The sequence below is a fragment of the Sagittula sp. S175 genome, from assembly GCF_049800975.1.
Taxonomy (GTDB): Bacteria; Pseudomonadota; Alphaproteobacteria; order Rhodobacterales; family Rhodobacteraceae; genus Sagittula.
This window is the reverse complement of sequence record NZ_JBNAGB010000013.1, coordinates 14075-39814: the sequence shown is the minus strand read 5'-3', so window position 1 is coordinate 39814 and position 25740 is coordinate 14075. Positions and strand designations below refer to the sequence as shown.

General features: G+C 66.4%; 30 protein-coding genes and 2 pseudogenes. 14 read left to right on the top strand and 18 right to left on the bottom strand.

The features are described 5' to 3' along the window. Positions 1 to 58 precede the first annotated feature (58 nt). The 9 genes from ACP16H_RS16380 to ACP16H_RS16340 all read right to left on the bottom strand — a co-directional run bounded on the left by ACP16H_RS16380 (position 59) and on the right by ACP16H_RS16340 (position 7483). Positions 59 to 331, bottom strand: coding sequence for a hypothetical protein (locus ACP16H_RS16380; protein WP_425073324.1), 273 nt, complete (start codon positions 329 to 331; stop codon positions 59 to 61). An 11-nt stretch (positions 332 to 342) separates the two neighbouring features. Then, positions 343 to 1026 (bottom strand): NapC/NirT family cytochrome c, encoded by a 684-nt coding sequence (locus tag ACP16H_RS16375; protein ID WP_425073323.1) that lies wholly within the window; start codon positions 1024 to 1026, stop codon positions 343 to 345. 11 nt (positions 1027 to 1037) lie between these two features. Next, positions 1038 to 1475, bottom strand: a complete 438-nt coding sequence (locus ACP16H_RS16370; RefSeq protein ID WP_425073322.1) for a nitrate reductase cytochrome c-type subunit — start codon at positions 1473 to 1475, stop codon at positions 1038 to 1040. Between the two features lie 19 nt (positions 1476 to 1494). Next, entirely contained in the window at positions 1495 to 2403 is a 909-nt protein-coding gene (gene napH, locus ACP16H_RS16365; RefSeq protein WP_425073321.1) for a quinol dehydrogenase ferredoxin subunit NapH, read from the bottom strand. Next, the gene (gene napG, locus ACP16H_RS16360) at positions 2400 to 3230 is read right to left on the bottom strand and encodes a ferredoxin-type protein NapG (protein ID WP_425073320.1); all 831 of its coding nucleotides are present in this window, start codon (positions 3228 to 3230) and stop codon (positions 2400 to 2402) included. The genes napH and napG overlap by 4 nt, the downstream gene beginning before the upstream one ends. 22 nt (positions 3231 to 3252) lie before the next feature. Beyond that, positions 3253 to 5745: a nitrate reductase catalytic subunit NapA gene (gene napA / locus ACP16H_RS16355; protein ID WP_425073319.1), complete on the bottom strand. Its 2493-nt coding sequence runs from the start codon at positions 5743 to 5745 to the stop codon at positions 3253 to 3255. Next, positions 5742 to 6002, bottom strand: coding sequence for a chaperone NapD (locus tag ACP16H_RS16350; protein ID WP_425073318.1), 261 nt, complete (start codon positions 6000 to 6002; stop codon positions 5742 to 5744). Before ACP16H_RS16350 ends, napA begins: the two co-directional genes overlap by 4 nt. Beyond that, a complete protein-coding gene (gene napF, locus ACP16H_RS16345) occupies positions 5999 to 6508 on the bottom strand; it encodes a ferredoxin-type protein NapF (protein WP_425073317.1) in 510 nt (169 codons plus the stop codon). The genes ACP16H_RS16350 and napF overlap by 4 nt, the downstream gene beginning before the upstream one ends. Before the next feature lie 171 nt (positions 6509 to 6679). Beyond that, entirely contained in the window at positions 6680 to 7483 is an 804-nt protein-coding gene (locus ACP16H_RS16340) for a sulfite exporter TauE/SafE family protein (RefSeq protein WP_425073316.1), read from the bottom strand. An 89-nt stretch (positions 7484 to 7572) separates the two neighbouring features. Here ACP16H_RS16340 and ACP16H_RS16335 point away from each other — a divergent pair, with 89 nt between their 5' ends. After that, positions 7573 to 8253, top strand: a complete 681-nt coding sequence (locus tag ACP16H_RS16335) for a FadR/GntR family transcriptional regulator (RefSeq protein WP_425073315.1) — start codon at positions 7573 to 7575, stop codon at positions 8251 to 8253. Positions 8254 to 8274: 21 nt separating this feature from the next. On the opposite strand, the gene ACP16H_RS16330 is transcribed toward ACP16H_RS16335, so the two are convergent. The 5 genes and pseudogenes from ACP16H_RS16330 to ACP16H_RS16310 all read right to left on the bottom strand — a co-directional run bounded on the left by ACP16H_RS16330 (position 8275) and on the right by ACP16H_RS16310 (position 10891). Continuing rightward, positions 8275 to 8571: an SDR family oxidoreductase gene (locus tag ACP16H_RS16330; RefSeq protein ID WP_425073314.1), complete on the bottom strand. Its 297-nt coding sequence runs from the start codon at positions 8569 to 8571 to the stop codon at positions 8275 to 8277. 201 nt (positions 8572 to 8772) lie between these two features. Continuing rightward, a pseudogene (locus ACP16H_RS16325) lies at positions 8773 to 9223 on the bottom strand (galactonate dehydratase); the annotation flags it as partial. Further along, positions 9220 to 9585, bottom strand: coding sequence for a GMC oxidoreductase (locus ACP16H_RS16320; RefSeq protein WP_425073313.1), 366 nt, complete (start codon positions 9583 to 9585; stop codon positions 9220 to 9222). The pseudogene ACP16H_RS16325 and the gene ACP16H_RS16320, both read right to left, overlap by 4 nt. Before the next feature lie 28 nt (positions 9586 to 9613). Next, positions 9614 to 10410: pseudogene (locus ACP16H_RS16315) on the bottom strand (GMC family oxidoreductase). Then, positions 10307 to 10891, bottom strand: coding sequence for a substrate-binding domain-containing protein (locus ACP16H_RS16310; protein ID WP_425073312.1), 585 nt, complete (start codon positions 10889 to 10891; stop codon positions 10307 to 10309). The pseudogene ACP16H_RS16315 and the gene ACP16H_RS16310 overlap by 104 nt, the downstream one beginning before the upstream one ends. Positions 10892 to 11091: 200 nt before the next feature. Here ACP16H_RS16310 and ACP16H_RS16305 point away from each other — a divergent pair, with 200 nt between their 5' ends. Continuing rightward, entirely contained in the window at positions 11092 to 11883 is a 792-nt protein-coding gene (locus tag ACP16H_RS16305) for a FadR/GntR family transcriptional regulator (RefSeq protein WP_425073311.1), read from the top strand. Between the two features lie 3 nt (positions 11884 to 11886). On the opposite strand, the gene ACP16H_RS16300 is transcribed toward ACP16H_RS16305, so the two are convergent. The 4 genes from ACP16H_RS16300 to ACP16H_RS16285 form a co-directional block, all read right to left on the bottom strand. Further along, positions 11887 to 12747 carry an SMP-30/gluconolactonase/LRE family protein gene (locus ACP16H_RS16300; RefSeq protein ID WP_425073310.1) on the bottom strand — a complete coding sequence of 287 codons (861 nt, stop codon included), beginning with the start codon at positions 12745 to 12747 and terminating at the stop codon, positions 11887 to 11889. Next, a complete protein-coding gene (locus ACP16H_RS16295; RefSeq protein ID WP_425073309.1) occupies positions 12744 to 13376 on the bottom strand; it encodes a 2-dehydro-3-deoxy-6-phosphogalactonate aldolase in 633 nt (210 codons plus the stop codon). Before ACP16H_RS16295 ends, ACP16H_RS16300 begins: the two co-directional genes overlap by 4 nt. A gap of 1 nt (position 13377) precedes the next feature. After that, on the bottom strand, positions 13378 to 14112 hold the full coding sequence (locus ACP16H_RS16290) for a 2-dehydro-3-deoxygalactonokinase (protein WP_425073308.1): 735 nt from the start codon (positions 14110 to 14112) through the stop codon (positions 13378 to 13380). 284 nt (positions 14113 to 14396) lie between these two features. Further along, a complete protein-coding gene (locus tag ACP16H_RS16285; protein ID WP_425073307.1) occupies positions 14397 to 15233 on the bottom strand; it encodes an amidohydrolase family protein in 837 nt (278 codons plus the stop codon). Between the two features lie 188 nt (positions 15234 to 15421). On the opposite strand from ACP16H_RS16285, the gene ACP16H_RS16280 reads away from it, so the two are divergent. Genes ACP16H_RS16280 through ACP16H_RS16225 form a run of 12 tightly spaced genes read left to right on the top strand, consistent with a single transcriptional unit; the run spans position 15422 to position 25698 of the window. Further along, positions 15422 to 16726, top strand: a complete 1305-nt coding sequence (locus ACP16H_RS16280; protein ID WP_425073306.1) for an ABC transporter substrate-binding protein — start codon at positions 15422 to 15424, stop codon at positions 16724 to 16726. Between the two features lie 55 nt (positions 16727 to 16781). Continuing rightward, the gene (locus ACP16H_RS16275) at positions 16782 to 17678 is read left to right on the top strand and encodes a carbohydrate ABC transporter permease (protein ID WP_425073305.1); all 897 of its coding nucleotides are present in this window, start codon (positions 16782 to 16784) and stop codon (positions 17676 to 17678) included. A gap of 3 nt (positions 17679 to 17681) precedes the next feature. Beyond that, positions 17682 to 18548, top strand: coding sequence for a carbohydrate ABC transporter permease (locus ACP16H_RS16270; RefSeq protein WP_425073304.1), 867 nt, complete (start codon positions 17682 to 17684; stop codon positions 18546 to 18548). 3 nt (positions 18549 to 18551) lie between these two features. Beyond that, positions 18552 to 19637 carry an ABC transporter ATP-binding protein gene (locus ACP16H_RS16265; protein WP_425073303.1) on the top strand — a complete coding sequence of 362 codons (1086 nt, stop codon included), beginning with the start codon at positions 18552 to 18554 and terminating at the stop codon, positions 19635 to 19637. Between the two features lie 3 nt (positions 19638 to 19640). Beyond that, complete coding sequence (locus ACP16H_RS16260; RefSeq protein ID WP_425073302.1) at positions 19641 to 20750, top strand: mandelate racemase/muconate lactonizing enzyme family protein; 1110 nt, start codon at positions 19641 to 19643, stop codon at positions 20748 to 20750. Then, positions 20751 to 21092, top strand: coding sequence for an L-rhamnose mutarotase (locus tag ACP16H_RS16255; RefSeq protein WP_425073301.1), 342 nt, complete (start codon positions 20751 to 20753; stop codon positions 21090 to 21092). It abuts the gene before it with no gap. Then, entirely contained in the window at positions 21085 to 22140 is a 1056-nt protein-coding gene (locus ACP16H_RS16250; RefSeq protein ID WP_425073300.1) for a Gfo/Idh/MocA family protein, read from the top strand. The genes ACP16H_RS16255 and ACP16H_RS16250 overlap by 8 nt, the downstream gene beginning before the upstream one ends. Continuing rightward, the gene (locus ACP16H_RS16245; RefSeq protein WP_425073299.1) at positions 22133 to 22579 is read left to right on the top strand and encodes a MaoC family dehydratase; all 447 of its coding nucleotides are present in this window, start codon (positions 22133 to 22135) and stop codon (positions 22577 to 22579) included. The genes ACP16H_RS16250 and ACP16H_RS16245 overlap by 8 nt, the downstream gene beginning before the upstream one ends. Then, positions 22576 to 22890: a UxaA family hydrolase gene (locus ACP16H_RS16240; protein ID WP_425073298.1), complete on the top strand. Its 315-nt coding sequence runs from the start codon at positions 22576 to 22578 to the stop codon at positions 22888 to 22890. The genes ACP16H_RS16245 and ACP16H_RS16240 overlap by 4 nt, the downstream gene beginning before the upstream one ends. Continuing rightward, a complete protein-coding gene (locus ACP16H_RS16235; RefSeq protein WP_425073297.1) occupies positions 22887 to 24083 on the top strand; it encodes a UxaA family hydrolase in 1197 nt (398 codons plus the stop codon). The genes ACP16H_RS16240 and ACP16H_RS16235 overlap by 4 nt, the downstream gene beginning before the upstream one ends. Positions 24084 to 24104: 21 nt before the next feature. Then, positions 24105 to 24842: an SDR family oxidoreductase gene (locus ACP16H_RS16230; RefSeq protein ID WP_425073296.1), complete on the top strand. Its 738-nt coding sequence runs from the start codon at positions 24105 to 24107 to the stop codon at positions 24840 to 24842. Between the two features lie 16 nt (positions 24843 to 24858). After that, on the top strand, positions 24859 to 25698 hold the full coding sequence (locus tag ACP16H_RS16225) for a fumarylacetoacetate hydrolase family protein (RefSeq protein WP_425073295.1): 840 nt from the start codon (positions 24859 to 24861) through the stop codon (positions 25696 to 25698). The last annotated feature ends 42 nt before the right edge of the window (positions 25699 to 25740 follow it).

Sequence of the window (25740 nt, the reverse complement as noted above, 5' to 3'; positions counted from 1 at the left end):
TCCGGCCGCCACGCCCCTGCGCGTGAACGGATCAGGCCGCCACGCCACCCGCGCCGTTTCAGGCCGCCACTCCTTTACGCCGGATGGCGCAGCCGATCAGCCCCGCCAGAACGCCCACCACCAGCGCGGTGCCGTATTCCAGCGGCGTGATCGCCACATGGGTCGAATGCGAGCCGCCCAACAGCAAGGGCGACAGAACGCCCACGAGGCCACCCAGCCCCGCACCCACCAGCGGGTTGCGCGAGGTCATGCCCAGCCCCACGCCGAGGATGCCCGGCAGGCCGAGAACCGCCGCGCCGATGGTGCCGAGAAGGTCGAGAATGCCCAGCATGGTGGTCTCCTTCAGTCTGTCTGCGTGGCGAGGAAGGACTTGATCCCGGCCACGTCGATGTCGCCCTTGTGTTCCTTGGCCGCGAGTTTCTGCACGACGTGGTCGTATTCCTCGAGGTAGCCGGGGGCGAGGTCATGGGCGATGCCCTGATGGCAGTCGATGCAGGTCATGCCCTCGTCGATGGCCTTCTGGTGGTTTTGCGCCGCGCGGCTTTCCTGAATGGTGAAGTCCATGTATTCGAAGGCGTGGCAGTTCCGGCACTCGCGCGAGTCGCTGGCCTTCATCTTGGTCCAGACCGCAGAGGCCATCTCCAGCCGCCGTTCCTCGTATTTCTCGGGGGTCGAGATGGTCCCGCGCAGCTCGTGGTAGACGTCTTTGACGGCCATGATCTTGGCCTTCATCTTGTACTGCCATTCGTGCGGAACGTGGCAATCGGAACAGATCGCGCGCACGCCGGAATGGTTGTTGTAATGCACCGTTTCGCGGTACTCGCCGAGGTTCGTCTCCATCGTGTGACAGGAGGTGCAGAATTCCTCGGTGTTGGTCAGTTCCAGCGACCAGTGGAAGCCACCCCAGAACAGGATCCCGGCAAGGAAGCCCGCGATCAGCAGGAAGCCCGTCGACATGACGGCGGCGGGGGTCCAGAAGGCCTCCCAGATGCGGCGCAGAAGGCCGGGTTTCTTGGTATCGGACATGGGGGCCTCCGTCAGTTCGAGGACGGCTTGAAGGTGTTGCCGATCAGCGCGGGGGCGTCGGCCTGCGGCACGTGGCACTGGTTGCAGAACCAGCGGGTGCCCGCGACGGTGTCGAGCTGCGTGCCGTTGCGGTCGAGGTAATGCGTCATCGACAGGGTCGGCGCGCCGCGATCGCCCGCGGTGGTCCAGTCGTGGCAGGTCAGGCACTGGTTGGTGCGCAGGTCGATCTGGTACTGGTCCGAGGAATGCGGGATGATCGGCGGCTGCTGGCGGTAATTGCGCGGCGCGCGGCCTTCGTCCTGATGGTAGACGTCGTCGATGGCATTGGTCTCGTCGATGGCGGCGTTGCGCAGCGCGCTGACGCTGCCCGATTGCTGCGCGCCCACGTAGCCTGCAAAGGTAAGGGTTGCGGCAAGGGCGGAGGCAACCGCAAGGACGTGAAGTTTCATGTTCGCTCTCCGTTTCTGGTCAGGCGATTTTGTGGGCGGGTGTCCGGGTGTCCGGGTCGGCGTCCGTCACGCGGTCGTCGAACCTGTGGGTGAAGGTGAAGACATCGACGGAACAGACGTCGATGCAGCGCCCGCAATTGGTGCAATCGGGGGCGAGGATGAGGGGCGTGTCACCGTCCTTGCCGCGCAGGGCCGGGGTGATGACATGGTTTTCAGGGCAGACGGCGAAGCAGTCCATGCAGTCGTCGCAGGCGGCGCGGTTCGGCGCGCTGACGCGGAGCAGGGCCGTGGTGCCGAGCAGTCCGTAGAAGGCGCCGACGGGGCAGAGGTGGCCGCACCAGCCGCGCCTTGAGACAAACAGGTCGAAGAGGAAGACCGCGATCACGACGCCCCATGCCGCGCCCATGCCGAAGACGAGGCCGCGATGGACCATGGTGACCGGGTTGACCACCTCCCAGGCGATGGTGCCGGTGAGGGCCGAGGTGACGAGGACGGTGGCCAGCAGCCACAGGCGGGTGTGGCGCTTGGGCTGCCAGCCCTTCGGGATGTCGAATGTCGCGTGCAGCCAGTGGGCCGCGTCCGTCACCGGGTTGATCGGGCAGACCCAGGAGCAATACATGCGCCCCCCGATGAGGGCATAGGCGGCAAGGACGATCAGCGCGCCGATGAGGGCGGTCAGTTCCGGCCAGTGGCCCGCGACGATGCCCTGGGCCGCGACGAAGGGATCGGTGAGCGGCAGGATGTTCACCGTTCTGGACCCGGCGAGGGTGCCGTCCACGATGCGCCAGCCGAACCACGGGCCGACAAGGAAGAGCATCAGGAAGGCGGTTTGCGAGGCGCGCCGCGCGATGAGCCACTTGTGCGCGCCGAGCCAGCCCTTGACGGCGATGGCCTCCTGTCCGGTGGGGAGTTTGGTCTTGGCGCTCATTGGCCTGCCCCCGGAAGTTGGAAGGCGGGTTTGAAGGCGTCGTCCGTGTAGCCACCGGGGGCGGCGAGGTTGTCCGTTCCCGGTCCCGGCAGGCGGTCGGGCAGGTCCATGAGGCCATCGACCAGCGGGCCGTCGTTGCGCTCCTGTTCCTCCCAGCCCTTGCGGTAGTGGTCGGCGCTGGTGGCGCGGGCGAGGCGCGTCGGCAGGACCTTGATGGCCGCTTCGGGCAGGACGCAGGACTTTTCGCAGACGCCGCAGCCGGTGCAGCGGTCGGCGTGCACGGTGGGCGCGAATATGGCGTGATGGCCGGAGCGGTCGTTGTGCGACAGTTCCAGCGTGATCGCCTCGTCGATGACGGGGCAGACGCGGTAGCAGACGTCGCACCTGAGGCCGAGGAAGTTCAGGCAGTTCTCCTGATCCACCAGAACAGCGGTGCCCATCTTTGCGTCGTCGATGTTGGTCAGACCCTTGTCCAGCGCGCCTGTCGGGCAGGCGGCGACGCAGGGGATGTCCTCGCACATCTCGCAAGGCACGGTGCGGGCGGTGAAGAAGGGAGTGCCGGTGGCGGGGCCGTCCATGCCCAGTTCGGCGAGGGACAGCGTGTCATAGGGACAATCGCGCACGCACAGCCCGCAGCGGATGCAGGCCGAGAGGAAGTCGTCCTCGGGGAGGGCGCCGGGTGGGCGCAGTGCTTCCGCCGGGAGCGCCTTGGCGTCCGAGGTGATGTAGGCGAGGCCCAGCCCCGCCACCGCGCAGCCGCCAGCCATGCGGGCGGTGTCCGTGAGGAACCTCCGGCGGGCAGGCGACATGGGGGAGGGGCTGGACATTTTTCTAGGCTCCAAAAGGGGGTTACGCGCGCTCGACCTTGCAGGCGCATTTCTTGAAGTCGGTTTCCTTGGACAGCGGGCAGGTGGCGTCGAGCGTCAGCTTGTTGATGAGCTGGCCCTCGTCGAACCACGGCACAAAGACCAGCCCGCGCGGCGGCTTGTTGCGGCCACGGGTTTCGACGCGGCTCAGCATCTCGCCCCGGCGGGTCGAGATCATGATCTCCTGCCCACGCCGCAACCCGCGTTCCGACGCGTCCTCGGGGTGCATGAAGACCACGGCGCTTGGGAAGGCCTTGTGCAGTTCCGGCACGCGGCGGGTCATCGAGCCGGAATGCCAGTGTTCCAGCACGCGGCCTGTGCAGAGCCAGAGGTCATAGGTTTTGTCCGGCACCTCGGCGGCGTCTTCGAAGGGGGCAAAGATGATGTTGGCGCGGCCATCGGGGCGGCCGTAGAACTGCACATCGGCCCCGGCCTCGACGTAAGGATCATAGCCCTCGCGGAAGCGGTAGAGCGTCTCCTTGCCGTCCACCACGGGCCAGCGGAGGCCGCGTGCCTGATGGTACATGTCGAAATCCGCGAGGTCGTGGCCATGGCCGCGACCGAAGCTGGCGTATTCCTCGAACAGACCCTTCTGGACGTAGAAGCCGAAGTCCTTCGATTCCTGGTTCTCGAAGCCTTCGGCCGTCTCGGACACCGGGTAGGCGTTGACCTTGCCGTTCTCGAACAGCACCTCGAACAGCGTCTTGCCGCGCAGCTCGGGTTTCTGGGACAGCAGTTCCTCGCCCCAGGCTTCCTCGACCGTGAAGCGCTTGGAGAATTCCATCAACTGCCAGAGGTCGGAGCGCGCCTCGCCCGGCGCATTCACCTGCTGGCGCCAGAACTGGGTGCGGCGCTCGGCGTTGCCGTAGGCGCCTTCCTTCTCGACCCACATGGCGGTGGGCAGGATCAGGTCGGCGGCCATGGCGGTGACGGTCGGATAGGGGTCCGACACGGCGATGAAGTTCTCCGGGTTGCGGTAGCCGGGGAAGCCCTCCTCGTTCATGTTGGGCGCGGCCTGCATGTTGTTGTTGCACTGCACCCAGTAGGCGTTCAGCACGCCGTCCTTCAGCATGCGGTTCTGCAACACGGCGTGGAAGCCGGGCTTGGGCGGGATGGTGCCTGCGGGGATGTTCCAGGCGGTCTCGCAGATCTCGCGGTGCTTGTCGTTCATCACCACCATGTCGGCGGGCAGGCGGTGGGCGAAGGTGCCGACCTCGCGCGCGGTGCCGCAGGCGGAGGGCTGGCCGGTCAGCGAGAAAGGCGAGTTGCCCGGCTCGGAAATCTTGCCTACCAGCAGGTGCACGTTGTACATCAGCCCGTTCACCCAGGAGCCGCGCGTGTGCTGGTTGAAGCCCATGGTCCAGAGCGACATCACCTTGCGGTTCGGATCGGCGTATTGCTGCGCCAGACGTTCCAGCTGCGCAACCGGCACGCCGGAGATTTCGGACGCCTTTTCAACGGTGTACTCGGCCACCGAGGCCGCGTATTCCTCGAAGGTCATGTCCGACATGTCGCCCTTGTCGGGGTTGGCGGCGGCCTGTTGCAGCGGGTGTTCCGGGCGCAGGCCATAGCCGATGTCGGTGGTGGCCTTCTTGAAGTTCACGTGCTTGTTGACGAAGTCCCAGTTCACCGCGTCGTTCTGGATGATGTAATTCGCGATGTAGTTCAGGATCGCGAGGTCCGACTGCGGGCGGAACACCATGCCGTTGTCGGCCAGTTCAAAGGACCGGTGTTCGTAGGTCGACAGGACGTGCACCTCGGCCCCCGGCTTGGTCAGGCGGGTGTCCGTCAGGCGCGACCACAGGATCGGGTGCATCTCCGCCATGTTCGACCCCCACAGCACAAACGTATCCGCGTGCTCGAGGTCATCGTAACAGCCCATCGGCTCGTCGATGCCGAAGGCGCGCATGAAGCCCACCACGGCAGACGCCATGCAATGCCGCGCGTTGGGGTCGATGTTGTTCGACCGGAAGCCTGCCTTCATCAGCTTGGCGGCGGCGTAGCCTTCCCAGACGGTCCACTGACCCGAGCCGAACATGCCCACCGAGGTTGGGCCCTTCTTGGCCAGCGCCTCTTTCCACTTCTGCGCCATGGTGTCGAAGGCCTCGTCCCACGAGACCGGCTCGAACTGGCCGTTCTTGTCGTAGACGCCGTTGGTCTTGCGCAGCAGAGGTGTGGTCAGGCGGTCCTGGCCATACATGATCTTCGACAGGAAGTAGCCCTTGATGCAGTTCAGCCCGCGGTTCACCGGCGCGTCGGGGTCGCCCTGCGTGGCGACGACGCGGCCGTCCTTGGTGCCGACCAGCACGGAACAGCCGGTGCCGCAAAAGCGGCAGGGGGCCTTGTCCCAACGGATGCCGGCATTGCCCGCCTGCTGGGCGGCGGCATCCACGGGCAGGGTCAGGCCCGCGGCGGCGGCGGTCGATGCGGCGGCGGTGGCCTTCAGGAAGGCGCGGCGGGATTCTGAAACGGTCATGCTGTGAACTCCGGCTGGGGTGCGGACAGGTCTTCGAAATGGTGGTAGGTGAGGGAGAGCGAGATCACGCCCGGGATCTGGTGCAGCCCCATTATGGTTTCCGAGGCGCGGGCGGTCTCGGTGTCCTCGACCGTGACGACGAGGCGGCCATCCTCCGTCGCCGCGTGGATTTCCACGCCGGGGGTGGCGGTCATGGTGGCGCGCGCGTCGGTCAGCGCGGGCTGTGCCACATGTACGAGGCATCCGCAGATATTCATGCTTGGGTCTCCTTCACGGCAGGATCGACGCGGTCGAAGCGCACCGCCTGCGCCGGGCAAGTGAATGCGCATTCGCCGCATCCGGAGCATTGACTTTGGTCAAGGGTCGGAACGGATCGTCCGCCGGTCATCAGGCGAAAACGGATCGCGCGGAGTTCGCAGGCGTCCTCGCAGGCGCGGCAGGTGATGCCCTGAAAGGACAGGCAGCTGGTCTGGATGACCGCGCGCCACGGCCAGTCGGGCAGACGTTCGGGCAGCAGCGCGCCGCTGGGGCAGGCCACGGTGCAGTCACCGCAGAAGGTGCAGGCCCCGCGCGCGAAATCGACGGTGGGCAGCGCGCCATCGGTCTGGATCAGTATGGCTTCGGGGCAGGCCCGCACGCAGTCGCCGCAGCGGGTGCAGAGCTCGGCAAAGTCCGGCTGGGCCCCCGGCGGGACCAACTCCGGGGCGTCCGCCTGACGAAAGCGGCCGCTCAGGAAATGGCGTCTTTGTCCTTGCGATGTCATGTCGGCCCAGGTTGGTTTTGGCGGTCACGGGAATCGCCGCATGGTGGCGAACGCGGCGTGCGCTCAGCCCTAAAGCTGCGGTGGCTTTGCAGCTTTGATCTGGGTCAAAGTGGCAAGACATTGTATTTGTTGTATATTTAATGATTAGAATATAAGCGGCACTGGTCCATGTCAGCGCAGCGCAAAGATCAGGGTCATGCCAAGGCCCGTGGCAACGATGAAGGTCTTGAGGTGGTCCTGCCGGGTGATGCGGCGGGACAGGCGGCCCCCGACATATCCGCCGAGGGAACAGGCCAGCGCCACGACGAGGGCTTCCTTCCATGCGATCAGGCCGACGCTCGTATAGATCACCACGGATACGCCGGAGAGGATGACGGAGACGAGGTTTTTCAGCCCGTTCATCTCTGCGAGGTTGGTCAGGCCGATCAGGGAGAAGGAGGCCAGAAGCAGGATTCCGACGCCGCCGTTGAAGTATCCGCCATAGGCGGTGACGAGGGTCAGGATCGCTGTGGTTGCCGTCAGGCCAAAAGACTGGCCAAAAGACTGGCCAAAAGACTGGCCAAAAGACTGGCCAGAGGATCGGTCCGCCTTGCGACCCTTGGCAGAAAGGCGGCGCAGGCGCGGTCCAAGCGCGAAGGCGAGCGTCGCAAAGCCAAGCAGCCACGGCACGATGCGGTTGAAGGTCTCGTTCGGCGTGAGCAGCAGGAGGCAGGCGCCAACGATGCTCCCGAGGATGGAGGCGGCGAAGATCACCGGCAGGGGCAGGCTGCGCGTGGCGCGGATGTCGTCGCGGAACGCATAGGCGCTTGCGACGTAGCCGGGCAGTGCCGCGAGGGTGGCAGAGGCATTGGCCATGATCGGCGGCACTCCGGCAAAGACCAGCGCCGGAAAGCTGAGAAAGGTGCCGCCGCCCGCGACGGCATTCAGGGCACCGGCGGCAAAGCCCGCGAGGATCAAGAGCAGATAGGTGGCCATACCGGGTCCTTTCCGTGGATATGCGGACCGTCCATTGCGCATCTCCGGATTGGTCTGCAAATTGGTCTGGAAAAGGGGATGCTACGGACATGAGGAAAGACGCGGCCCTCGCAGAGCTTCGCCGGATCATCGACGACCCGTCCGCCGATGTGGACAGTCGCCTGCCAACCGAACGCGCGCTGGCGGAGCGGATCGGATGCAGCCGCGAGACGCTGCGGACGGCGCTCGATGTGCTGGAGGCCGAGGGGAAGATCTGGCGGCAGGTGGGCAAGGGCACGTTTCGCGGACGACCGCCGCAGGGCACCGTGCGGCGCGAGACGATCCTGCTGGAAGGGGCGACTCCGGAGGACTTGATCGAGGCGCGTCTCGCCATCGAACCCGCCATCGCGGCACAGGCCGCCCGCCACGCCCGACCGGAGGACATTCCTCATCTCGATCGCCTGATCCGTGCCGGGCGCAACAGCGCATCGCGCGAGGAGGCCGAGCGGCATGATGCGGCGTTTCACGGCGCGATTGCCGAACTGTCGGGCAATCCGATCCTGTCGGGCCTGCTGGGTTTCCTGTCAAACGCGCGGCGGCGCAGCGCGTGGCAGCGCGAATGGGAGCGGACCTATCGCCGCCTCGGCGTGAGCGAGTTCACCGGGCTGCATTCGGACCAGCACAAGGCCGTGCGCGACGCCATCGCCGCCCGCGACCCCGAGGCCGCCGCAGCCGCCATGGCCCGCCATCTGGACACCATCGCCAGAGCGATGCGCAGGCAGGACGGCTAAGCGCGCCGACGCGGGCCGCGTTTACCCGTGCTGCCGCACGCTGAGGCCGCCGTCGATGGTCAGGCAGGTGGCCGTCATGAAGGGGCATTCGTCCGACACCATGAAGACCGCCGCATTGGCGATTTCCTCCGGGCTGGCGAAACGCCCGTCCGGGTGCGCTGCCGTCAGGTCTGTGGCGGTTTGGGTCACGCCCGCGCCGTCAAGATCAAGCAGGTAGAGCGCCGCCCCCTCGCGGGCGCAGGCCTCTGCGATGGCGCGGCCGATGCCCTGCGCCGCGCCGGTGATGGCATTGGTGCGCCCCTTGAGCCTGTCGGTCATCGCGTCTCGTCCCTCACCATTCCGCCACGGAGCCGTCGGCGTGCTGTCAGAGCGGATTGCGCCAGCGGTGGCCGGTGTCGGCGGCGCGGATCACTGCCGCCGCGTCGATCTGAACGCCAAGGCCCGGCCCCTGCGGGATTGCCACGCTACCGTCCTTGTAACCGAAAACCGAGCGGTCCACGAGATCGTCGACGATCTGCATTGCCTCGGCGCCGTTCATCTTCAGCGCGGTGAACCCGCGTGCGACGGCATCGGTGGCGTTCTGCGCCACGTCCGCGGGGCGGTCGCCGCCGATCCAGGAATAGACCTTGATGCCATCGCGCACCGGGCCGCCAAGCAGCTGGTGCACGGGCAGACCGTGGGCCTTGCCCTCTATGTCCCACAGCGCCTGATCTATCCCCGCGAGCGCACTCATCAGGATCGGCCCGCCCCGGTAGAAACCGCCACGATACAGCGCCTGCCAGTGGTCCTCGATCCGCATCGGATTCCGTCCCACGAGGTAATCGGCCATCTCGTGCACGCAGGTTTCGACCGTGTGGGCTTTGCCCTCGATCACGGGTTCGCTCCAGCCGATGATGCCCTCGTCGGTCTCTGTCTTGAGAAAAGGCCGGCGCGGCGGCACGATGAATGTCTTGAGGGCGGTGATCTTCATGCGGGGGCTCCCGACGCGAGAATGCGCTGCACGGCGCGCGAGGCCGCAGCCATGACGGCGGCATTGGTGTTGCCCGACACGATGTTGGGCATGAGCGAGGCGTCGATGAGGCGCAGGCCCCGGGTACCGTGGCCCGGATCGGCCCCCATCACGTCGCGGTCGAGGCAGACCGTCGGGACGCAGAACATCTGGATCGTCGGGCGGGCATTGTCGCCACGCGGATCGAGGAAGGCGCAGGTCTCTACCCCGGTCGTTGTCACCGGGCCGGACTTGAACAGCAGGTATTGCGCCCCCGCCATCAGCATCTTCAGGCCCTTGTCCTGTCCGTAATGGCCATAGGCACCGTTGGTCGTGGCGACCACGGGGCATTCGCAGTGATCCTGCAGGTTCTCACCGACGCCGGGCAGGGCAATGCGGGTCTCGATGCCATGCGGCGCAAGCGCGTCTTCGGCCCCGATGCCGGATCAGCCTGGCGGTCTGGGAGGCACCGGCCGCAAGCAGCGCCTCGCGCGCCTGTGCCGTTTCGGCCTTGCCATTGCGGTGGTAGGCGACGCCAGTGGCGTGGCTCCCGTCGAACAGCACAGGATCGGCCAGCGCGCCGGTCATGACCGTCAGGTTCGCGGCTTGAGATAGGCGTCATCCGCCGAGCAGCGGCGGCGTGTCTTCCAATCCGGCGTGTGCTGCATCAGGCCGACGCCGTGCAGGTGTCCCTCGTTGAAGTCATGGGTGTAGGGCACGCCCATGTCCTGCAGGGTTTTCATGTAGGCGCGCGTCATTTCGCTGGTGTGACCCAGATGCGAAACCTTCAGCGGGCCGGAGGTGCCATGCGATGGGCCACCGAGGCTATCGTTGTCTTCCTGCGCGGTGTAATGCGGCAGCAGGTCGTCCCAGCCCCAACCGGGATCGCTGTCATCCGTTCCCCGAAGCGCCGTGTTCCAGTCGGTGTAGCCGGCGCGCTGGCCGCGCATGTAGACCATGGCGTTAACCGCGCTGCCACCGCCAAGCACCTTGCCCTGCGGCACGATGGGGCCGCGCCCGTCCAGCTGCGGCTGCGGCTCTGTCTGGTGCATGGCGAGGTAGGTGTCACAGGCGAGGACCTTCATGTAGCCCGCCGGGAAATGCATGATCGGATTGGTGCGCGCGCCGCCGCGTTCGGGCAGCAGAACCTCTGCGCCCGCATCCGCCAGGCCGGCCGCAGCGACCAGCCCGGCAGAGCCGCCGCCGACGAAGATGTCGACAACAGCCTTGAATGACGTCGTACCGTTCCAGCTCTGCGGCGATTTCGGCGGTCATGTCACCGCCGAATACCACCACGTCCCCGACGCGACCCCGGGAACGCACGGCGCGCGCCGCGCCAAGCTTTGCGCCGAATTCATAGGGGTCGCCAATGGCATAGGCCGAGACGAGGTCCTGCTGGTCCGGTTCGTCCGCTTCGGACAGGCAGGTGTTGTAGCAGACCACCGGGTTGCCTGCGTCATGCGCGCGGCGGATGGAGCGGAACGAGCCGTCGGCGGAAACCGCCGAGACGATGATCGCTTCGACGCCCGCGGACATCAGCGAGTCGATGAAGGAGCTTTCCTGGCTTACGTCGTCCTGCGCGTTGGTCTCGATGCTCTCGAGGTCGCGCTCGGCGTCGGTTGCGGCGTCCTGGATGCCCTGCGCATCCATCTAGAAGGGCCGGCGCCTTCAGGGTGTTCTGCGCGGCCAGCGGGCTTGCCGCCAGCGTCGCCGCAGTCAGTGATGTCCCGGTCTTCCCTCCGAGAGTTCTAACGCGGCTCGGGATCATGTTATCTATGATTTGAATAAATAATATTTAATTGGCTGAATTATCGTATACACTTCCAGGGTGCTCGGATAACCAACCGGGAATGATGACCACAAAAGGGGAGCGCGCCGCCGTGCCAGCCGGGACAAAGACAGCCGACACCACCCAGATGACGCTATCGGCGGACGCGGGGCGTCAGGGGCGCAAGGTGATGTCGACCTGTCTGCGGGCCTTCGTGAACGCGGTGGTGTCGGGCGAGGTGCCCGAAGGGTCAACCCTGCCCAGCGAGGCCGACCTGATGGCGCGCTTCGGGGTCAGCCGCACGACGCTGCGCGAGACGATGCAGCACATGGTGGCGCAGGGGTTGATCCGGTCGCGCCCGCGCGCGGGCACCACGGTGATGCCGCGCGAACAGTGGAACATGCTGGACCCGGTGGTGCTCGATTCCGCGCTGGCGCACGCGGATGATTTCGCTTTTTACAACGCGCTGATCGAGGCGCGCGAGGTTCTGGAACCTGCGGCCGCTGCCGCCGCGGCCGCCAGTGCGGACAACCGCGCCCTGATCGAGATCACCCGCAGTTTCGAAGCCATGCGCCTGTCCGGTGGCCGCGACGAGGAGGCCTTCAGTCAGGCCGACCTCGCGTTTCACACCGCGATCATCGAGGCCAGCGGCAACTGGGTCTTTGCGCAGTTCGGCATCGCCATCCGCGCTGCGCTGCTGGCCAGCTTCCGCAAGACGAACCGCGCCAGTCCGTCTTTCGAGGATGCGCTGGCCATGCACGAACACGTGCTCGAAGCCATCCGCATGCGCCAGCCGGAGGAGGCGCGGCGGGCCATGCAGGCGTTGCTGAGGCACGCGCGTCACGACATGGAAGGCGTCCACCCCGAGCGCTGAGGCTCAGATCACCACGTCGGGCGCGTGCAGGCCGGGCACGGCAAGCTCCACGATGTGGCACAGCCCGTCGCCCGACCTGTCCCCAGACCCCGGCGTATCAAGGCCGATGGCGGCAGAGGTGACAAGCAGGCGGTCGGCCTCGGGGCCGATGAAGGCCGGGCAGGTGGGTTGGCTGACAGGCAGGTCGATGCGCGCGCCTTCGCGCCCGTCGGGGGTATAGCGCACCACTGCGCTGCCGCCCCAGATGGCAATGAGCAGACACCCTTCGCTGTCCACCACGGCGCCATCCGGGCCACCATCAAAGCTGTCGCGCCAGACCTCCGGTGCGCCCGTGGGCAGGCCGGTCGTGGCATCCAGCGCCACGCGGAACACGGTGTTGCGTGCCGTATCGGCAAAATAGCCGATGTCGCCCCCGGGCGAGAAGCAGATCGCATTCGGAATGGTGATCTCGGGAAAGAGCGGCGTGAGGACGCCCGCGCGGTAGTGGTAGATCGTCCCGGCGCCGGGTTGTGCCTCCCAGCCCATCGTTCCCAGCCACATCGCACCACAGGGGTGTACGCGGGCGTCGTTGCTGCGGGTCTGCGGATTGTCCGCTTCGATGGCGGCGAGGGGTGTCAGGGCGCCGGTCGCGGTGTCGCGCAGCGCCAGCCCGTCCTCGGTAAAAAGCACCTGCCGGGTCGCGTCCACGCGGGCGAGGGCGGACGCCGCGCGGGAAAGGCCGTGTACCCGTGTGCTGGCGTCCGCAAAGCGGTGTTCCAACAGCTTGCGCCCGGTGATGTCGAACCACCAGGCCGTGTCGGTGTGGCGGTCGTAGGTCGGGCCTTCGCCAAGGTCGCAGGCAGGGTGGGACAGCGATGAGATCATGCGCCGAATTCCGCATCATAGGCGGCAACCGTGCGGATGGCGCGCTCTGTCACCTGGGCCACCGTGAAACCGGGCTTGTACAGGCTCGATCCCATGCCGAAGGCGGTGACACCGGCGGCGCGATAGTCGGCAAAGCTCGTCTCGTCGACGCCCCCCACGGCGCCGATCACCGTTTCCTTCGGCAGCACGGCGCGGATCGCGGCGATGCCCTTGGCACCAATGACGGAGGCGGGAAAGAACTTCAGGGCAGAGGCGCCATGGCGCAGGGCTGTGAAGGCCTCGGACGGGGTCAGCACGCCCGGCATGGTCACGAGGTCCAGCGCGGCCGCCTGATCCAGCACCTGCGGATCGACGTTCGGGCTGACCTGCAGGCGTCCGCCGACATCGGCAAGGCGGCGCGTGTCTTCGGCTGTCAGGACAGTGCCCGCACCGATCAGCACGCCGTCCGGTGCCATGCGCGCCGCGCGCCCGATGGAGACGAAGGGATCGGGGGAGTTCAGCGGGATCTCGATGGCTTCGAACCCCGCGTCGATCAGGGCGGCGACGATCGGCTCGACCTCCTCCTGCGTGATGCCACGCAGGATCGCGACAAGGTTGCGGGAGAGGGTGGGCCAAGGGCGCATGGGCATGTCAGAATCTCCAGATGTCTTGGGCGGCGCGGATCAGCCCGCGCGATGTGACCTCGTCGCTGTCGCGCAGGGTCACGGCGAAACCGGCGGCTTCGAGGGCGATGGTATAGCTTTGGGCCATGACGCCGCCCGCCACAAGCGTCGCCACGCCGGAACCAAACTGCGCACGGGCCGCAGCAACTTCTGCGCCGATCAGCAGCCCGGACAGCCGGGCGCGAGCCGAGGCGGGTACGGCCTCGCCCAGAACGGCAGAGGCGCGCAGTCCGAAGAACCGATGCCAGACGGCTGCGGGCGCCTCGAGCGCCTCCCGGACGGCGGTGGCAAAGCTCTCGGCATCCCAGCCCTCGTCCAGCATGCGCGCCAGCAGGCTGTGATTGGCCATGACCTCATAGATTTCGCCGGTCATGTAGGTGGTAAAGCTGCGCAGGCCGTTCCCGGCGCAAAGCGCCCATTTCGAGTGGGTGCCGGGCAGACAGACCAGCGTTTCGCTGTCCCTTGCGAGGCCCATGAGCTGGGTTTCTTCGCCGCGCATGACGTCAGGCGCGGGGGTCAGGGTGGACATGCCGGGGAGGATGCGGATGTCGCGGCCAGATATGTCGAGCCGGATCGCCGCGCCGGCCAGGGCGGCAAAGGCGGCGGGGGCGCGCAGGTAACCGGCCTCGGCCCAGCCGCCCGCCGCGCCCGCCATGCCGCAGATCAGCACGGGCGTCTCCGGCGACAGGTTCAGCGGGGCCATGACCTCGGCCAAGCGCGTCCGGGAACTGGTCGGCGGCGAGGTACTTCATCCCGCGCGGGTCGGTCACCGGGGCGGAAAGGCTGCCATCCTCTCGCCAGAGCCAGAGTTTCAGCTTGCTGGTGCCCCAATCGGCCAGGACAGCGCGCGCGGCGGAATGATCCTGCAAGTCGTACCTCCCTTGAAGGGTGAGGACTGCTTAGCGCAGGTCGTTTTGTATTTATAGTATTTAATTTACGGTTCGTAGTATCTTTGTGACGGCACGGCCCGGACGGCTTTCGAACGGGTCACAGCGACCAGATCCGCGTCGCGTTCCCCGAGGCCAAGGCGCGGGCCTCGTCGGCGGAGGCTTCGGACAGAAGCGCGCGGGTGACGGCGACCCATTGGTCGAGCGAGGAATTCAGCGTGCACACCGGGCTGTCAGATCCCCAGACCACGCGCGACCATCCGAAACAGCCGATCACGTGCTCGATATAGGGGCGCAGGGTGTCGAGCGTCCAGTCCGGCGCGGCATAGGCCGTGACGCCGGAAATCTTGGCGTTGAGGTTCGGTCTCTCTGCCAGCGCGGCAATCTCTCGCGCCCATGTGTCAAAACCGCCCCCGGCAATGTCGGGCACCCCGCAATGGTCGAGCACAAAGGTGGTGTCCGGGCAGGCGTCCACCAGCGCGCGCGCCAGCGGCAATTGCCGCGCAAGCATACAGATGTCGAAAGGCAGACCTGCAGGGCCGAGCTTGCGGATATTGGCGCGGAACCTGTCGGACAGGCTGACATCGTCGGGCACCACATGCAGCACGCGGCGGAAACCCTTGACCGTGGCGCGGTCGAGCGTGTCGAGCAGGGCGTCGAATCCATCCTCCTCGGGGCGGGCAGCGGCGATGGCCCCACGGATCAGGCTGCCCTCGCGCGCCATCAACCCGGCGATCATGTCGGTTTCGGCGAACCTGTCCGCAGGCGCACAATCCACCTCCATGTGCAGCGTGCCTGCGATGCCCACGCGGCGGGCGGTGGTCTCGTAGTCCTCGTACGTCCAGTCGCGGTCCAGCGGTGCCGCGTCCTTCAGCCACGGATAGCTGATCTGTCCCCGGTCGATGAGATGCAGATGGGTGTCGATCAGTGCTGTCATTTTGTCCTCCTCCGCCTGTGCGTCCCCTCCGGGCGCGATTTCTTCCCGACGTCAGCTTGACTCATGGGTGAAAGTCAACTTTAGATATGAAAGTTGCTTCCGAATATGAAACTTGTTCGGTCCGGCGCCCGAAGGTGGCGCGGCGGGTCGGAGCGTTTGGGGCGACGGATCATAACGGGAGGAAGACCATGACATTGACTACAAGAGGGGTTTCGCTGCTCGCCTTGGCCGTCGGGCTGGCCACGGGCGCAACCGCAGCCGAGTTCGACGGCGTCACGATCGACGCAAAGCTGATCGGCGGCCAGCAATACGAGGCACTTTACGCGCGCATCCCGGAATGGGAGGCGATGACCGGCGCAAAGGTCAACGTGATCTCGAAGAAGAACCACTTCGAGCTCGACAAGGAATTCAAGTCGGACATCGCGGCGGGAACGACGGGATGGTGCGTCGGCTCGAACCACTCCTCTTTCGCCTCGCAGTATCCGTCGCTGTATACCGATCTGTCAGCGCTGCTCCCGCAGGAGACCGTCGACGGCTTCGTGCAGGCCAACATCAAGGCGGCGACGCTGGACGGCAAGCTGGTGATGCTGCCGCGCGCCCAGTTCGATGTCTCGGCGCTGTATTACCAGAAGGATCTCTACGAGAACGCCGACACCCAGGCGGCCTTCGAGAAGGAATACGGCTATCCTCTCGCGGTGCCGGAAACATGGGACCAGGTAAAGGACCAGGCGGTCTTCTTCACCGACGCGCCGAATTTCTACGGCACGCAATACGCGGGCAAGGACGAGGCCATCGTGGGCCGCTTCTACGAGATGGTCGTGGCGAATGGCGGCAAGCTGTTCAACGACGACTTCTCTCCGGCGTTCAATTCGGACGCGGGCAAGGAGTCGCTGCAATGGTTCGTGGACCTCTACGAGGCGGGCGCGGTTCCGGCGGGCACGACGAACTACCTCTGGGATGACCTTGGCAACGGCTTTGCCTCCGGCACCATCGCGCTGAACCTCGACTGGCCGGGCTGGGCGGGTTTCTTCAACGATGCCTCGGCGTCGAAGGCCTCGGGCAACGTGGGCGTCGCGCCCGCGCCCAAGGGATCGGCGGGCGTGCGCACCGGCTGGTCGGGCTTCCACGGCTTCTCCGTCACGGAGGATTGCGCCAACAAGGAAGCCGCCGCATCGCTGGTCGACTTCCTGACCAACGAGGACAGCCAGAAGCTGGAGAGCAGCGCCGGGCCGCTGCCGTCGCGCACCGCCGTGTGGGACTATGTCTCCGAGCAGGCGGCGAGCGATCCCTACCGCGCCGAGGTGCTGGCCGCCTTCAAGGAAACCGCCGCGACCGCCTTTGCCGTTCCGCCGACGGAATACTGGATCGAGGCGACCAACCTGATCTATCCGGAGCTTCAGGCCGCGATCCTCGGTGACAAATCCGTGGACGAGGCGCTGGCCGCCGCGTCCGAGGCCGTGGACGATCTGATGCAGGAAGAAGGCGTCTACTGACGCCGGACGCGGGGGCGGACTCACTCGCCCCCGCGCAACCGACCCGGAACATCCCATGAAACGCCTGAAACTGCCCGAGTGGCTGGTGCTTCTGCTGCCGGCCATCATCATCCTTGCGGCCGTGGTGATGGTGCCGCTGCTGCTGTCGCTCTATTCCAGCTTCACGCCCTACAAGCTGACGCGGCCCGAAACGCTCTACAAGTGGATCGGCACCTTCAACTACGAGAAGGCCATCGGCGACGCGAAGTTCTGGGCCGCCTTTGGCCGGACCGTGCTGCTGCTGACGGTGGCGCTGAACCTCGAGATGCTCTTCGGCCTCGGGCTGGCGCTGATGGTGTCGAAGGTCACGCGCGGCCAGCGGGCGCTGCGCACCATGATGATGTTCCCGATGATGTTCTCGCCCATCCTGGTCGGTTTCCAGTTCAAGTTCATCTTCAACGACAACGTGGGCCTGGTGAACAACGCGCTGCAATCGCTGGGGATCACCGACGTGGCGATCCCGTGGCTGGTGGACGGCAACCTCGCGATGTTCTCGATCATCTTTGCCGAGGTCTGGACCGCCACCTCAGTCTTTGCGATCCTGATCCTTGCCGGGCTTTACGCCATCCCGCAGGACCCGCTGGAGGCGGCAAAGGTGGACGGCTGCACGCCGTGGCAATCCTTCCGCTTCGTGACGCTGCCCTTCCTGATGCCCTTCATCTACATCGCCATGGCGATCCGGTCGCTGGACGTGGCGCGGGCCTATGACATCGTGCAGATCATGACCAAGGGCGGCCCGGCACGGCGGACCGAACTGCTGTGGACGCTCATCGGGCGCACCGGCTACGTCGATGCCCGCATGGGATACGCCAACGCGATGGGCTATATCTCGATCTTCCTCGCCATCTTCTTCACCGTCTATTTCTTCCGCAAGCTCACCGCCGCGCGCGCCGAGCTTGGCATGGAGGCCTGAGCCATGGCGAGCAATGCAAACCACCGCGCCCGCCGCCGCACGCTGAAACTGCTGCACCTGACGGGGCTGTTCCTTGCCATGATGGTGCTCTGCGTTCCGGGGCTCTGGGTCGTGCTGAACTCCTTCCGCCCCACGGTCGAGATCATGGCCAAGCCGCCGGTCTGGATTCCGAACGAGCTGAACCTCGACCACTACCGCGCCATGTTCGGCGGGATCGGCGAGGGCGGCGTGCCTGTGCTGACCTATTTCCGCAACTCGCTGGTGATCTCCGTCACCTCGACGGTGATCGCGCTGCTGGTGGGGATGGCGGGGGGCTATGCCTTTGCCCGCTACCGCTTCAAGGGCAAGGCTTGGATCTTCGTCGGGCTGATGTGCACGCGGGCCGTGCCGGGAGTGGCGCTGTCCCTGCCGCTGTTCATCCTGTTCGGGCGGCTCGGCATCATCGACACGCATTTCGGCGTGATCCTCGCCTATGTCGCGATGAACGTGCCCTTTACCATCTGGCTGATCGACGGCTTCTTCCGGCAAATCCCGCCCTCGCTGGCAGAGGCGGCGCAGATCGACGGCTGCACCCGCTGGCAGGCCTTCTGGCAGGTGGAATTCCCGGTGGCCAAGGCGGGCATCGCCTCGGCGGGGATCTTCGCCTTCCTCACCTCGTGGAACGAATACGCGCTGGCCTCGCAGCTGACCCGCTCGGTCACGTCGAAAACCATGCCGGTGGGCCTGCTCGACTTTCAGGCAGAGTTCACCCTCAACTGGGGCGGCATGTGCGCGCTGGCGGTGCTGATGATCATCCCCGCGCTCATCCTGACCTTCCTCGTACAGAAACACCTCATTGCCGGCCTGACCTTCGGCGGCGTGAAAGGATAAGACATGGCGCAGGTACATCTCTCCGGCGTGGTGAAACGCTATGGGTCGCTTGAGGTCGTGCATGCCATCGACCTCGACATCGAAGAAGGCGAGTTCGTCGTTCTGGTCGGGCCGTCAGGCTGCGGCAAATCGACGACGCTGCGGATGATCGCGGGGCTGGAGGACATCTCTGGCGGCGACATCCGCATCGGCGACCGGGTGGTGAACGACCTCCCCCCGCGCGAACGCAACATCTCGATGGTGTTCCAGAACTACGCGCTTTACCCGCATATGACCGTGCGCGAGAATCTCGGCTTCTCGCTGAAGATCGCCAAGCGCCCGCAGGCAGAGATCGACCGCGCGGTGGACGAGGCGGCGGCGATCCTCTCGCTGGTGCCGCTGATGGACCGCAAGCCCGGCGCGCTGTCGGGTGGCCAGCGCCAACGCGTCGCCATGGGCCGCGCCATCGTGCGCCACCCGGACGTCTTCCTGTTCGACGAACCGCTCTCGAACCTCGACGCCAAGCTGCGCACGCAGATGCGGGTGGAGATCAAGAAGCTGCACCAGAAGGTCCGCTCGACCATCGTCTACGTCACCCACGACCAGGTGGAGGCGATGACGCTGGCGGACCGCATCGTCATCATGCGCGACGGCCACATCGAGCAGATCGGCGCGCCGCTCGACGTGTTCGAGAACCCGGTGAACACCTTCGTCGCGACCTTCATCGGCTCGCCGCCGATGAACCTGCTGGACGGCACGGCGCAGGGTGGCGACGCGGTGCTGCGCGACGGCACGCGGGTGCCGGTGCCGCCGGGCTATCGCGCCGCCTACGGTCAGGCGGTGCAACTGGGCATCCGCGCCGACAACATCATGCCGGTGGGCCACTCCCTGCCGCCGACCGCCCACATGGCGCAGATCGACATGGATGTGACCCTGACGGAACCACTGGGCACCGAGACCTTGCTGTTTGCCGAACTCGCCGGGACCGAGGTGCAGGCCAAGATGCTGAACCCGCGCCCCGTCCGGGCGGGCGAGCGGATGACCTTCCAGATCATGCTGGACAAGTGCCACCTGTTCGACGCGGGTTCCGGCATGGCGTTGAGGGGCTGAGGCATGGCCAGGATCACCCAGGCCCGCGCCTTCATGGTGGACCTTCAGCCAAAGGTCCGGCGCACCGATGCCATCCAGTCGTTCAAGTCGCAGGAGACGATCTTTGTCGTCGTCACGGATGCCGACGGGGCGACGGGGATGGGGTATTCCTACACCATCGGCGATGGCGGGCCGTCGGTTCTGGCGCTGCTCAGGTACACGCTGCTGCCGCGCCTGATGGGGCAGGAGGCGGAGCGGATCGAGGCTGTCTGGCGTGACCTTTTGTTCTGGACCCACGCCACGGCGGTCGGGCCGATCATGTCACTGGCGCTGGCGGCGGTGGACACGGCGCTCTGGGACATGCGCGGGCGCAAGGCGAGCCTGCCGCTCTGGCAGTTGGCGGGCGGGGCAAAGGCGCAGGTGCCGATGTACACGACCGAGGGCGGCTGGCTGCACATCGCGCCGGAGGCGCTGGTGGAGGATGCCCTCGCCGCACGCGAACAGGGGTTCCGGGGGTCCAAGGTCAAGATCGGCAAGCCCACCGTCTCGGGCGACGCCGCGCGGCTTGGTGCGGTGCGCCGCGCGCTTGGTGACGATTACGAGATCATGACCGATGCCAACCAGTCGATGACCTCAGCCGAGGCGCTGCGGCGCGTCCCGATGCTGGAGGCGCTGAACATCGGTTGGTTCGAGGAGCCTCTGCCCTCTGACGACATCGCGGGCCATGCCCGGCTGCAGGCCGGGTCGCGCGTGCCGGTCGCGGTGGGCGAAAGCCTGTATTCCCCCGGCCAGTTCGCCGATTACATCGCCGCAGGGGCCTGCGGCATCGTGCAGGCGGACGTGGCACGGGTCGGCGGCATCACGCCCTGGCTGAAGGTCGCGCACATGGCCGAGGCGCATAACCTGGTGATCTGCCCGCATTTCCTGATGGAACTGCATGTCAGCCTCGTCTGCGCCGTCCCCAACGCGCCCTGGCTGGAATACATCCCGCAACTGGACGACGTGGCGGCCCCCATGGCGCGCGAGGGCGGCATGGCGCTGGCCCCGGAGGCTCCCGGTCTGGGGATCGACTGGGATCACGCGCGGCTGGCGGCGCTGACCGTCGCGGGCAGCGATTTCACGGTGGAGGTATAGATGCAAAGACCCGTCCAAAGACATGGCCAACTCATCGGCATCGGCGCGGAGGCCATCGCGGACTACACCCGCCTGCACGCCGCCGTCTGGCCGCAGGTGCTGGAGCGGATCACCGCCTGCAACATCCGCAACTACTCGATCTTCCTGAAAGAACCCGAGAACCTGCTCTTCGCCTGTTTCGAATACGTGGGCGAGGATTTCGCCGCCGACATGGCGGCGATGGCCGCCGACCCGGTGACACAGGAGTGGTGGGCGGTCTGTATGCCGCTGCAACGCCCGCTGGACACCCGCGCCGAGGGCGAGTGGTGGGCCGGGATGCAGGAGGTGTTCCACCATGACTGACCTGCGCCAGACCATCGACCTGCCCGACACGCTGACACCCGTGGTGATCTTCGGCGCGGGCTCCATCGTGACCGATGCGCACCTGCCCAGCTATCGCCACCTCGGGATTCCCGTGGCGGGGATCTTCGACCCCGACGCGGCAAAGGCGGGCACGGTTGCCGCCGAGTGGAACACGCCGGCCCTGGCCTCTGTTCAGGAGGCTGCGGAGCAGGGCGCCGTGATCTATGACCTCGCCGTGCCCCCCGCCGCCATTCCCGCCCTGCTGGAGGCGCTGCCCGATGGCGCGCTGTGTATCATCCAGAAACCTCTGGGGTCGGACCTCAGCGAGGCCGATGCGATCATCCGCATCCTGCGCCGGAAAAACATCCGCGCGGCGGTGAACTTCCAGCTGCGCTTCGCCCCCATGAGCCTCGCCCTGAAGGACGCTGTGGCGCAGGGCCTGCTGGGCGAGATCGTCGATTTCGACGCCTGGCTGGCGCTGGATACGCCCTGGCACCTCTGGGCCTTCCTGAAAGACCTGCCGCGGGTGGAGATCCTGCTGCACTCCATCCACTACCTCGACTTCGTGCGCGACCTGATGGGCAACCCGCAGGGTATCCATGCCCGCACCATGGGCCACCCGTCCTCCACGGTGTCCAACACCCGGACTTCCTTGCTGCTGGACTACGGCGACCGCGCCCGCTGTGCGCTGTCGATCAACCACGATCACGCCTTTGGCCGCAAGTTCCAGGCCTGCGAGTTCCGCATCTGCGGCACCCGGGGCGCGGCCTACATGAAACTGGGCGTGAACCTCGACTACCCGAAGGGCGAGCCGGACGAGCTGTGGCTCAACACCGATGGCGACTGGCGGCAGGTGCCCCTCCAGGGCAACTGGTTCATCTCCGCCTTCCACGGGCGCTTTGCCCAGGTGCAACGCTTTGCCGCCGGGCTGGATGCGCGGCTGGACGGCGATGCCGAGGATGCCTGGCACACCATGGCGCTGGTCGAGGCGGCCTATGAAAGCGCCGCCCTCCCGATGCATTCAATAAAGGACGCACCCGATGCTTGAGCAGGTGAAATACTACGAGGATTACGAGATCGGCGAGGGCCGCGACACCGTGGGCCGCACGATCACCGAGACGGATTTCGTCGTCCATGCCGGGCATTCCGGCGACTTCTTCCCGCATCACCTCGACGCGGAGTTCTGCAAGACGCTGCCCTTTGGCCAGCGGATCGCCCATGGCACCATGGTCTTCACCATCGGCGTCGGGCTGACCGCGACGATCATCAACCCGGTGGCCTTTTCCTACGGCTACGACCGGATGCGCTTCATCAAGCCGGTGTTCATCGGGGACACCATCCGAAGCCGCGTCGAGATCATCGGCAAGGAGGTTATGGAGAAACGCCCCGGCTACGGGCGCGTCACCGAACGCCTGACCGTGAGCAAGAGCACCGGCGAGACGGCGCTGGTCGCCGATCACATCTACATGGTGGAGATGCGCGGATGACCGGGCCGTTCCTGTTGTTGCACGACGCCGACAACGTGCTTGTGGCCCGGCAAAACGCGGCCGAAGGGCTGGTCGTCGCGCTGGAAGGCGGGGACGTGACGCTGGCGCGCCCGATCCCGCTGGCGCACAAGATCGCCCGCCATGCCATCGCGGAGGGCGCGAAGATCCTGAAATACGGCATGCCCATCGGCGTGGCGACGCAGGCCATTGCGGCGGGCGCGCATGTGCATGTGCACAACATCCGCTCCGACTACACGCCGACGCATGTCCTCCAGGATGCCGACGGGATCAGTGCGGGGGTGGGTCAATGAGCCTCTCTGGCTATCTGCGTGCCGACGGGCGCAAGGGCATCCGCAACACCGTGGTCGTCGCCTACCTCGTGGAATGCGCGCATTTCGTGGCGTCGAAGATCGTCGCGGGCTTCCCCGACGAAGACGTGCAGCTGATCGGCTTCCCCGGCTGCTTCCCCAACGAATACGCGGCGCAGATGATGGAACGCCTCTGCACCCATCCGAACGTCGGCGCGGCGCTCTTCGTCTCTCTCGGCTGCGAGAGTTTCGACAAGGTGCGCGCCTCGGGGGCGGTGGCGGCCTCGGGCCGACCCGTGAAGACGCTGGTGATCCAGAAGGCGGGCGGCACGCGCTCGACCGTGGACATGGGCCGCGACTGGGTGCGGGGCGCCCTGTCGGACCTCGGCGCGCAGACCCGCGTGCCGATGGACGTGTCCGAACTGATCGTCGGCACGGTCTGCGGCGGGTCGGACGGCACCTCCGGCATCTCCGGCAACCCGGCGGCGGGGCGGGCCTTCGACCTGCTGGTGGCAGACGGCGCGGCCTGCATCTTTGAAGAAACCGGCGAGCTGATCGGCTGCGAGGAGATCATGGCGGAGCGCGCCGTGACCCCGGAACTTGGGCAACTGCTGCGCGAAAGCGTGCAAAAGGCGGAGCGCTATTACGCGACGCTGGGCTACGGCTCCTTCGCGGCGGGCAACGCCGCCGGGGGCCTCTCGACCATCGAGGAGAAGAGCCTCGGCGCCTACGTGAAATCCGGCGACTCGCCGATCAGCGGGCTGATAAAACCGGGCGACATCCCACCGCGCGGCGGGCTTTACCTGATGGACGTGGTGCCGGATGGCGAGGTGCGCTTCGGCTTCCCCAATATCTCCGACAACGCGGAAATTGTCGAAATGATCGCCAGCGGCGCGCATCTGACGCTGTTCGTCACCGGGCGCGGCTCGGTCGTGGGCTCGGCCATCTCGCCGGTCATCAAGATCTGCGCCAACCCCGAAACCTACCGCGCGCTCGCGGACGACATGGACGTGAACGCCGGGGACATCATCGAGGGCACGCGCAGCATCGACGCCGTGGGCCGCGAGATCCGCGATCTGGTGCTGGCCGTCGCGGGCGGCGCTCAGACCAGATCCGAGGGGCTGGGCCACCGCGAATTCATCCTGACCTACAAGAGCTTCGCGCCCATCGGTCCGGCCTGTCTGCCGGCCGCCTGAGACGCGATAAAGGAGAACAACGTGAAAAGACTGGACGGCAAGACCTGCGTCGTGACGGCGGCAGGGCAGGGGATCGGGCGCGCCACCGCCGAGCGGCTGGCAGCCGAGGGTGGTCGCGTCATCGCCACGGACATCAACGAGGCCGCGCTGGCGGAACTGGGACAGGTGGACGGCATCGAGGCGCGCAGGCTCGACGTGCTGGACGGCAACGCCATCACCGCCTTCGCGGCGCAGGTCGGGCCGGTCGACGTGCTCTTCAACTGCGCCGGGGTGGTGCACAACGGCACGATCCTCGAGTCGACCGAGGACGAGTGGGACTTTGCATTCGACCTGAACGCCAAGGCGCAATACCGCATGATCCGCGCCTTCCTGCCGGGGATGCTGGCGCAGCAGAAGGGCTCGATCATCAACATGTCCTCCGTGGCGGGGCCGATCACCGGGCCGGTCAACCGTTTCGTCTATTCCGCGTCGAAGGCCGCTGTGGCGGGCATGACGCTGGCCATCGCCAACGACTACGTGACGCAGGGCATCCGCTGCAACGCCATCGCGCCGGGGACGGTGGACAGCCCCTCGCTGCACGAGCGCCTGCGGGCGACGGGCGACTACGACGGCGCGCTGAAGACCTTCATCGGGCGGCAGCCCATGGGCCGCATCGGCAAGCCCGAAGAGGTCGCGGCGCTGGTCGCCTACCTTGCGGCGGACGAGAGCGGCTTCACCACCGGGCAGGTGCATGTGATCGACGGCGGCTGGACCGCGTGACTTTGGGAGAGAGACAATGAAATTCGCAAGATATGGCGCGCGTGGCGCCGAGAAACCGGCTTTGGTCGAAGACGATGGCACGCTGCGCGACCTGTCGGCGCATGTCGTTGACATCGCGGGCGACGTGCTGACCCGGCTGGACGCGCTGAAGGGGATCGACCCCAAGACGCTGCCAAAGGTCGAGGGCAACCCGCGCCTCGGTCCTTGCGTGGGCCGCACGGGCAAGTTCATCTGCATCGGCCTGAACTACGCCGACCACGCCGCCGAAAGCGGGCTGGAGGTGCCGCCGGAACCGGTGATCTTTGCCAAGTACACCTCCGCCATCTGTGGCCCGAACGACCCGATCCTGATCCCGCGCGGCTCGGAAAAGACCGACTGGGAGGTCGAGCTGGGCTTCGTCATCGGCAAGAAGGCAAAGTATGTCTCCGAGGCAGAGGCGATGCACCATGTCGCGGGCTTCTGCCTCATCAACGACGTGTCGGAACGCGCCTACCAGATCGAGCGGCAGGGCCAGTGGTCCAAGGGCAAGTCCTCCGACAACTTCGGCCCCACCGGGCCCTGGCTGGTGACGCCGGACGAGGTGGGCGATTTCGACAATCTCCACATGTGGCTGGATGTGAACGGCAAGCGGATGCAGGACGGCTCGTCGGCGACGATGGTCTACCGCGTGCCCTTCCTGCTGTCCTACCTGTCGCAGTTCTTCACGCTGGAGCCGGGCGACATCATCTCGACCGGGACGCCGCCGGGGGTGGGGCTTGGCATGACCCCGCCGACCTATCTCAAGGCGGGCGATGTGGTGACGCTGGGGATCGAGAAACTGGGCGAACAGCGGCAGGTCTGCGAAAACGACGCCTGAGCGCCGGGTCCGATACCGAGAATTCGAAAGGGGCCAGCCAAT

Coding starts and splice junctions, on each gene's coding strand:
- ACP16H_RS16260 (WP_425073302.1), top strand. CDS start 19,641: ATGGCCAGGATCACCCAGGCCCGCGCCTTCATGGTGGACCTTCAGCCA.
- ACP16H_RS16340 (WP_425073316.1), bottom strand. CDS start 7,483: ATGGCCACCTATCTGCTCTTGATCCTCGCGGGCTTTGCCGCCGGTGCC.
- ACP16H_RS16305 (WP_425073311.1), top strand. CDS start 11,092: ATGATGACCACAAAAGGGGAGCGCGCCGCCGTGCCAGCCGGGACAAAG.
- ACP16H_RS16250 (WP_425073300.1), top strand. CDS start 21,085: ATGACTGACCTGCGCCAGACCATCGACCTGCCCGACACGCTGACACCC.
- ACP16H_RS16290 (WP_425073308.1), bottom strand. CDS start 14,112: ATGGCCCCGCTGAACCTGTCGCCGGAGACGCCCGTGCTGATCTGCGGC.
- ACP16H_RS16335 (WP_425073315.1), top strand. CDS start 7,573: ATGAGGAAAGACGCGGCCCTCGCAGAGCTTCGCCGGATCATCGACGAC.
- ACP16H_RS16270 (WP_425073304.1), top strand. CDS start 17,682: ATGGCGAGCAATGCAAACCACCGCGCCCGCCGCCGCACGCTGAAACTG.
- ACP16H_RS16275 (WP_425073305.1), top strand. CDS start 16,782: ATGAAACGCCTGAAACTGCCCGAGTGGCTGGTGCTTCTGCTGCCGGCC.
- ACP16H_RS16370 (WP_425073322.1), bottom strand. CDS start 1,475: ATGAAACTTCACGTCCTTGCGGTTGCCTCCGCCCTTGCCGCAACCCTT.
- ACP16H_RS16375 (WP_425073323.1), bottom strand. CDS start 1,026: ATGTCCGATACCAAGAAACCCGGCCTTCTGCGCCGCATCTGGGAGGCC.
- ACP16H_RS16350 (WP_425073318.1), bottom strand. CDS start 6,002: ATGAATATCTGCGGATGCCTCGTACATGTGGCACAGCCCGCGCTGACC.
- ACP16H_RS16255 (WP_425073301.1), top strand. CDS start 20,751: ATGCAAAGACCCGTCCAAAGACATGGCCAACTCATCGGCATCGGCGCG.
- napG (WP_425073320.1), bottom strand. CDS start 3,230: ATGTCCAGCCCCTCCCCCATGTCGCCTGCCCGCCGGAGGTTCCTCACG.
- ACP16H_RS16300 (WP_425073310.1), bottom strand. CDS start 12,747: ATGATCTCATCGCTGTCCCACCCTGCCTGCGACCTTGGCGAAGGCCCG.
- ACP16H_RS16280 (WP_425073306.1), top strand. CDS start 15,422: ATGACATTGACTACAAGAGGGGTTTCGCTGCTCGCCTTGGCCGTCGGG.
- ACP16H_RS16235 (WP_425073297.1), top strand. CDS start 22,887: ATGAGCCTCTCTGGCTATCTGCGTGCCGACGGGCGCAAGGGCATCCGC.
- napH (WP_425073321.1), bottom strand. CDS start 2,403: ATGAGCGCCAAGACCAAACTCCCCACCGGACAGGAGGCCATCGCCGTC.
- ACP16H_RS16245 (WP_425073299.1), top strand. CDS start 22,133: ATGCTTGAGCAGGTGAAATACTACGAGGATTACGAGATCGGCGAGGGC.
- napA (WP_425073319.1), bottom strand. CDS start 5,745: ATGACCGTTTCAGAATCCCGCCGCGCCTTCCTGAAGGCCACCGCCGCC.
- ACP16H_RS16265 (WP_425073303.1), top strand. CDS start 18,552: ATGGCGCAGGTACATCTCTCCGGCGTGGTGAAACGCTATGGGTCGCTT.
- ACP16H_RS16240 (WP_425073298.1), top strand. CDS start 22,576: ATGACCGGGCCGTTCCTGTTGTTGCACGACGCCGACAACGTGCTTGTG.
- ACP16H_RS16295 (WP_425073309.1), bottom strand. CDS start 13,376: ATGCCCATGCGCCCTTGGCCCACCCTCTCCCGCAACCTTGTCGCGATC.
- napF (WP_425073317.1), bottom strand. CDS start 6,508: ATGACATCGCAAGGACAAAGACGCCATTTCCTGAGCGGCCGCTTTCGT.
- ACP16H_RS16285 (WP_425073307.1), bottom strand. CDS start 15,233: ATGACAGCACTGATCGACACCCATCTGCATCTCATCGACCGGGGACAG.
- ACP16H_RS16330 (WP_425073314.1), bottom strand. CDS start 8,571: ATGACCGACAGGCTCAAGGGGCGCACCAATGCCATCACCGGCGCGGCG.
- ACP16H_RS16310 (WP_425073312.1), bottom strand. CDS start 10,891: ATGGATGCGCAGGGCATCCAGGACGCCGCAACCGACGCCGAGCGCGAC.
- ACP16H_RS16380 (WP_425073324.1), bottom strand. CDS start 331: ATGCTGGGCATTCTCGACCTTCTCGGCACCATCGGCGCGGCGGTTCTC.
- ACP16H_RS16225 (WP_425073295.1), top strand. CDS start 24,859: ATGAAATTCGCAAGATATGGCGCGCGTGGCGCCGAGAAACCGGCTTTG.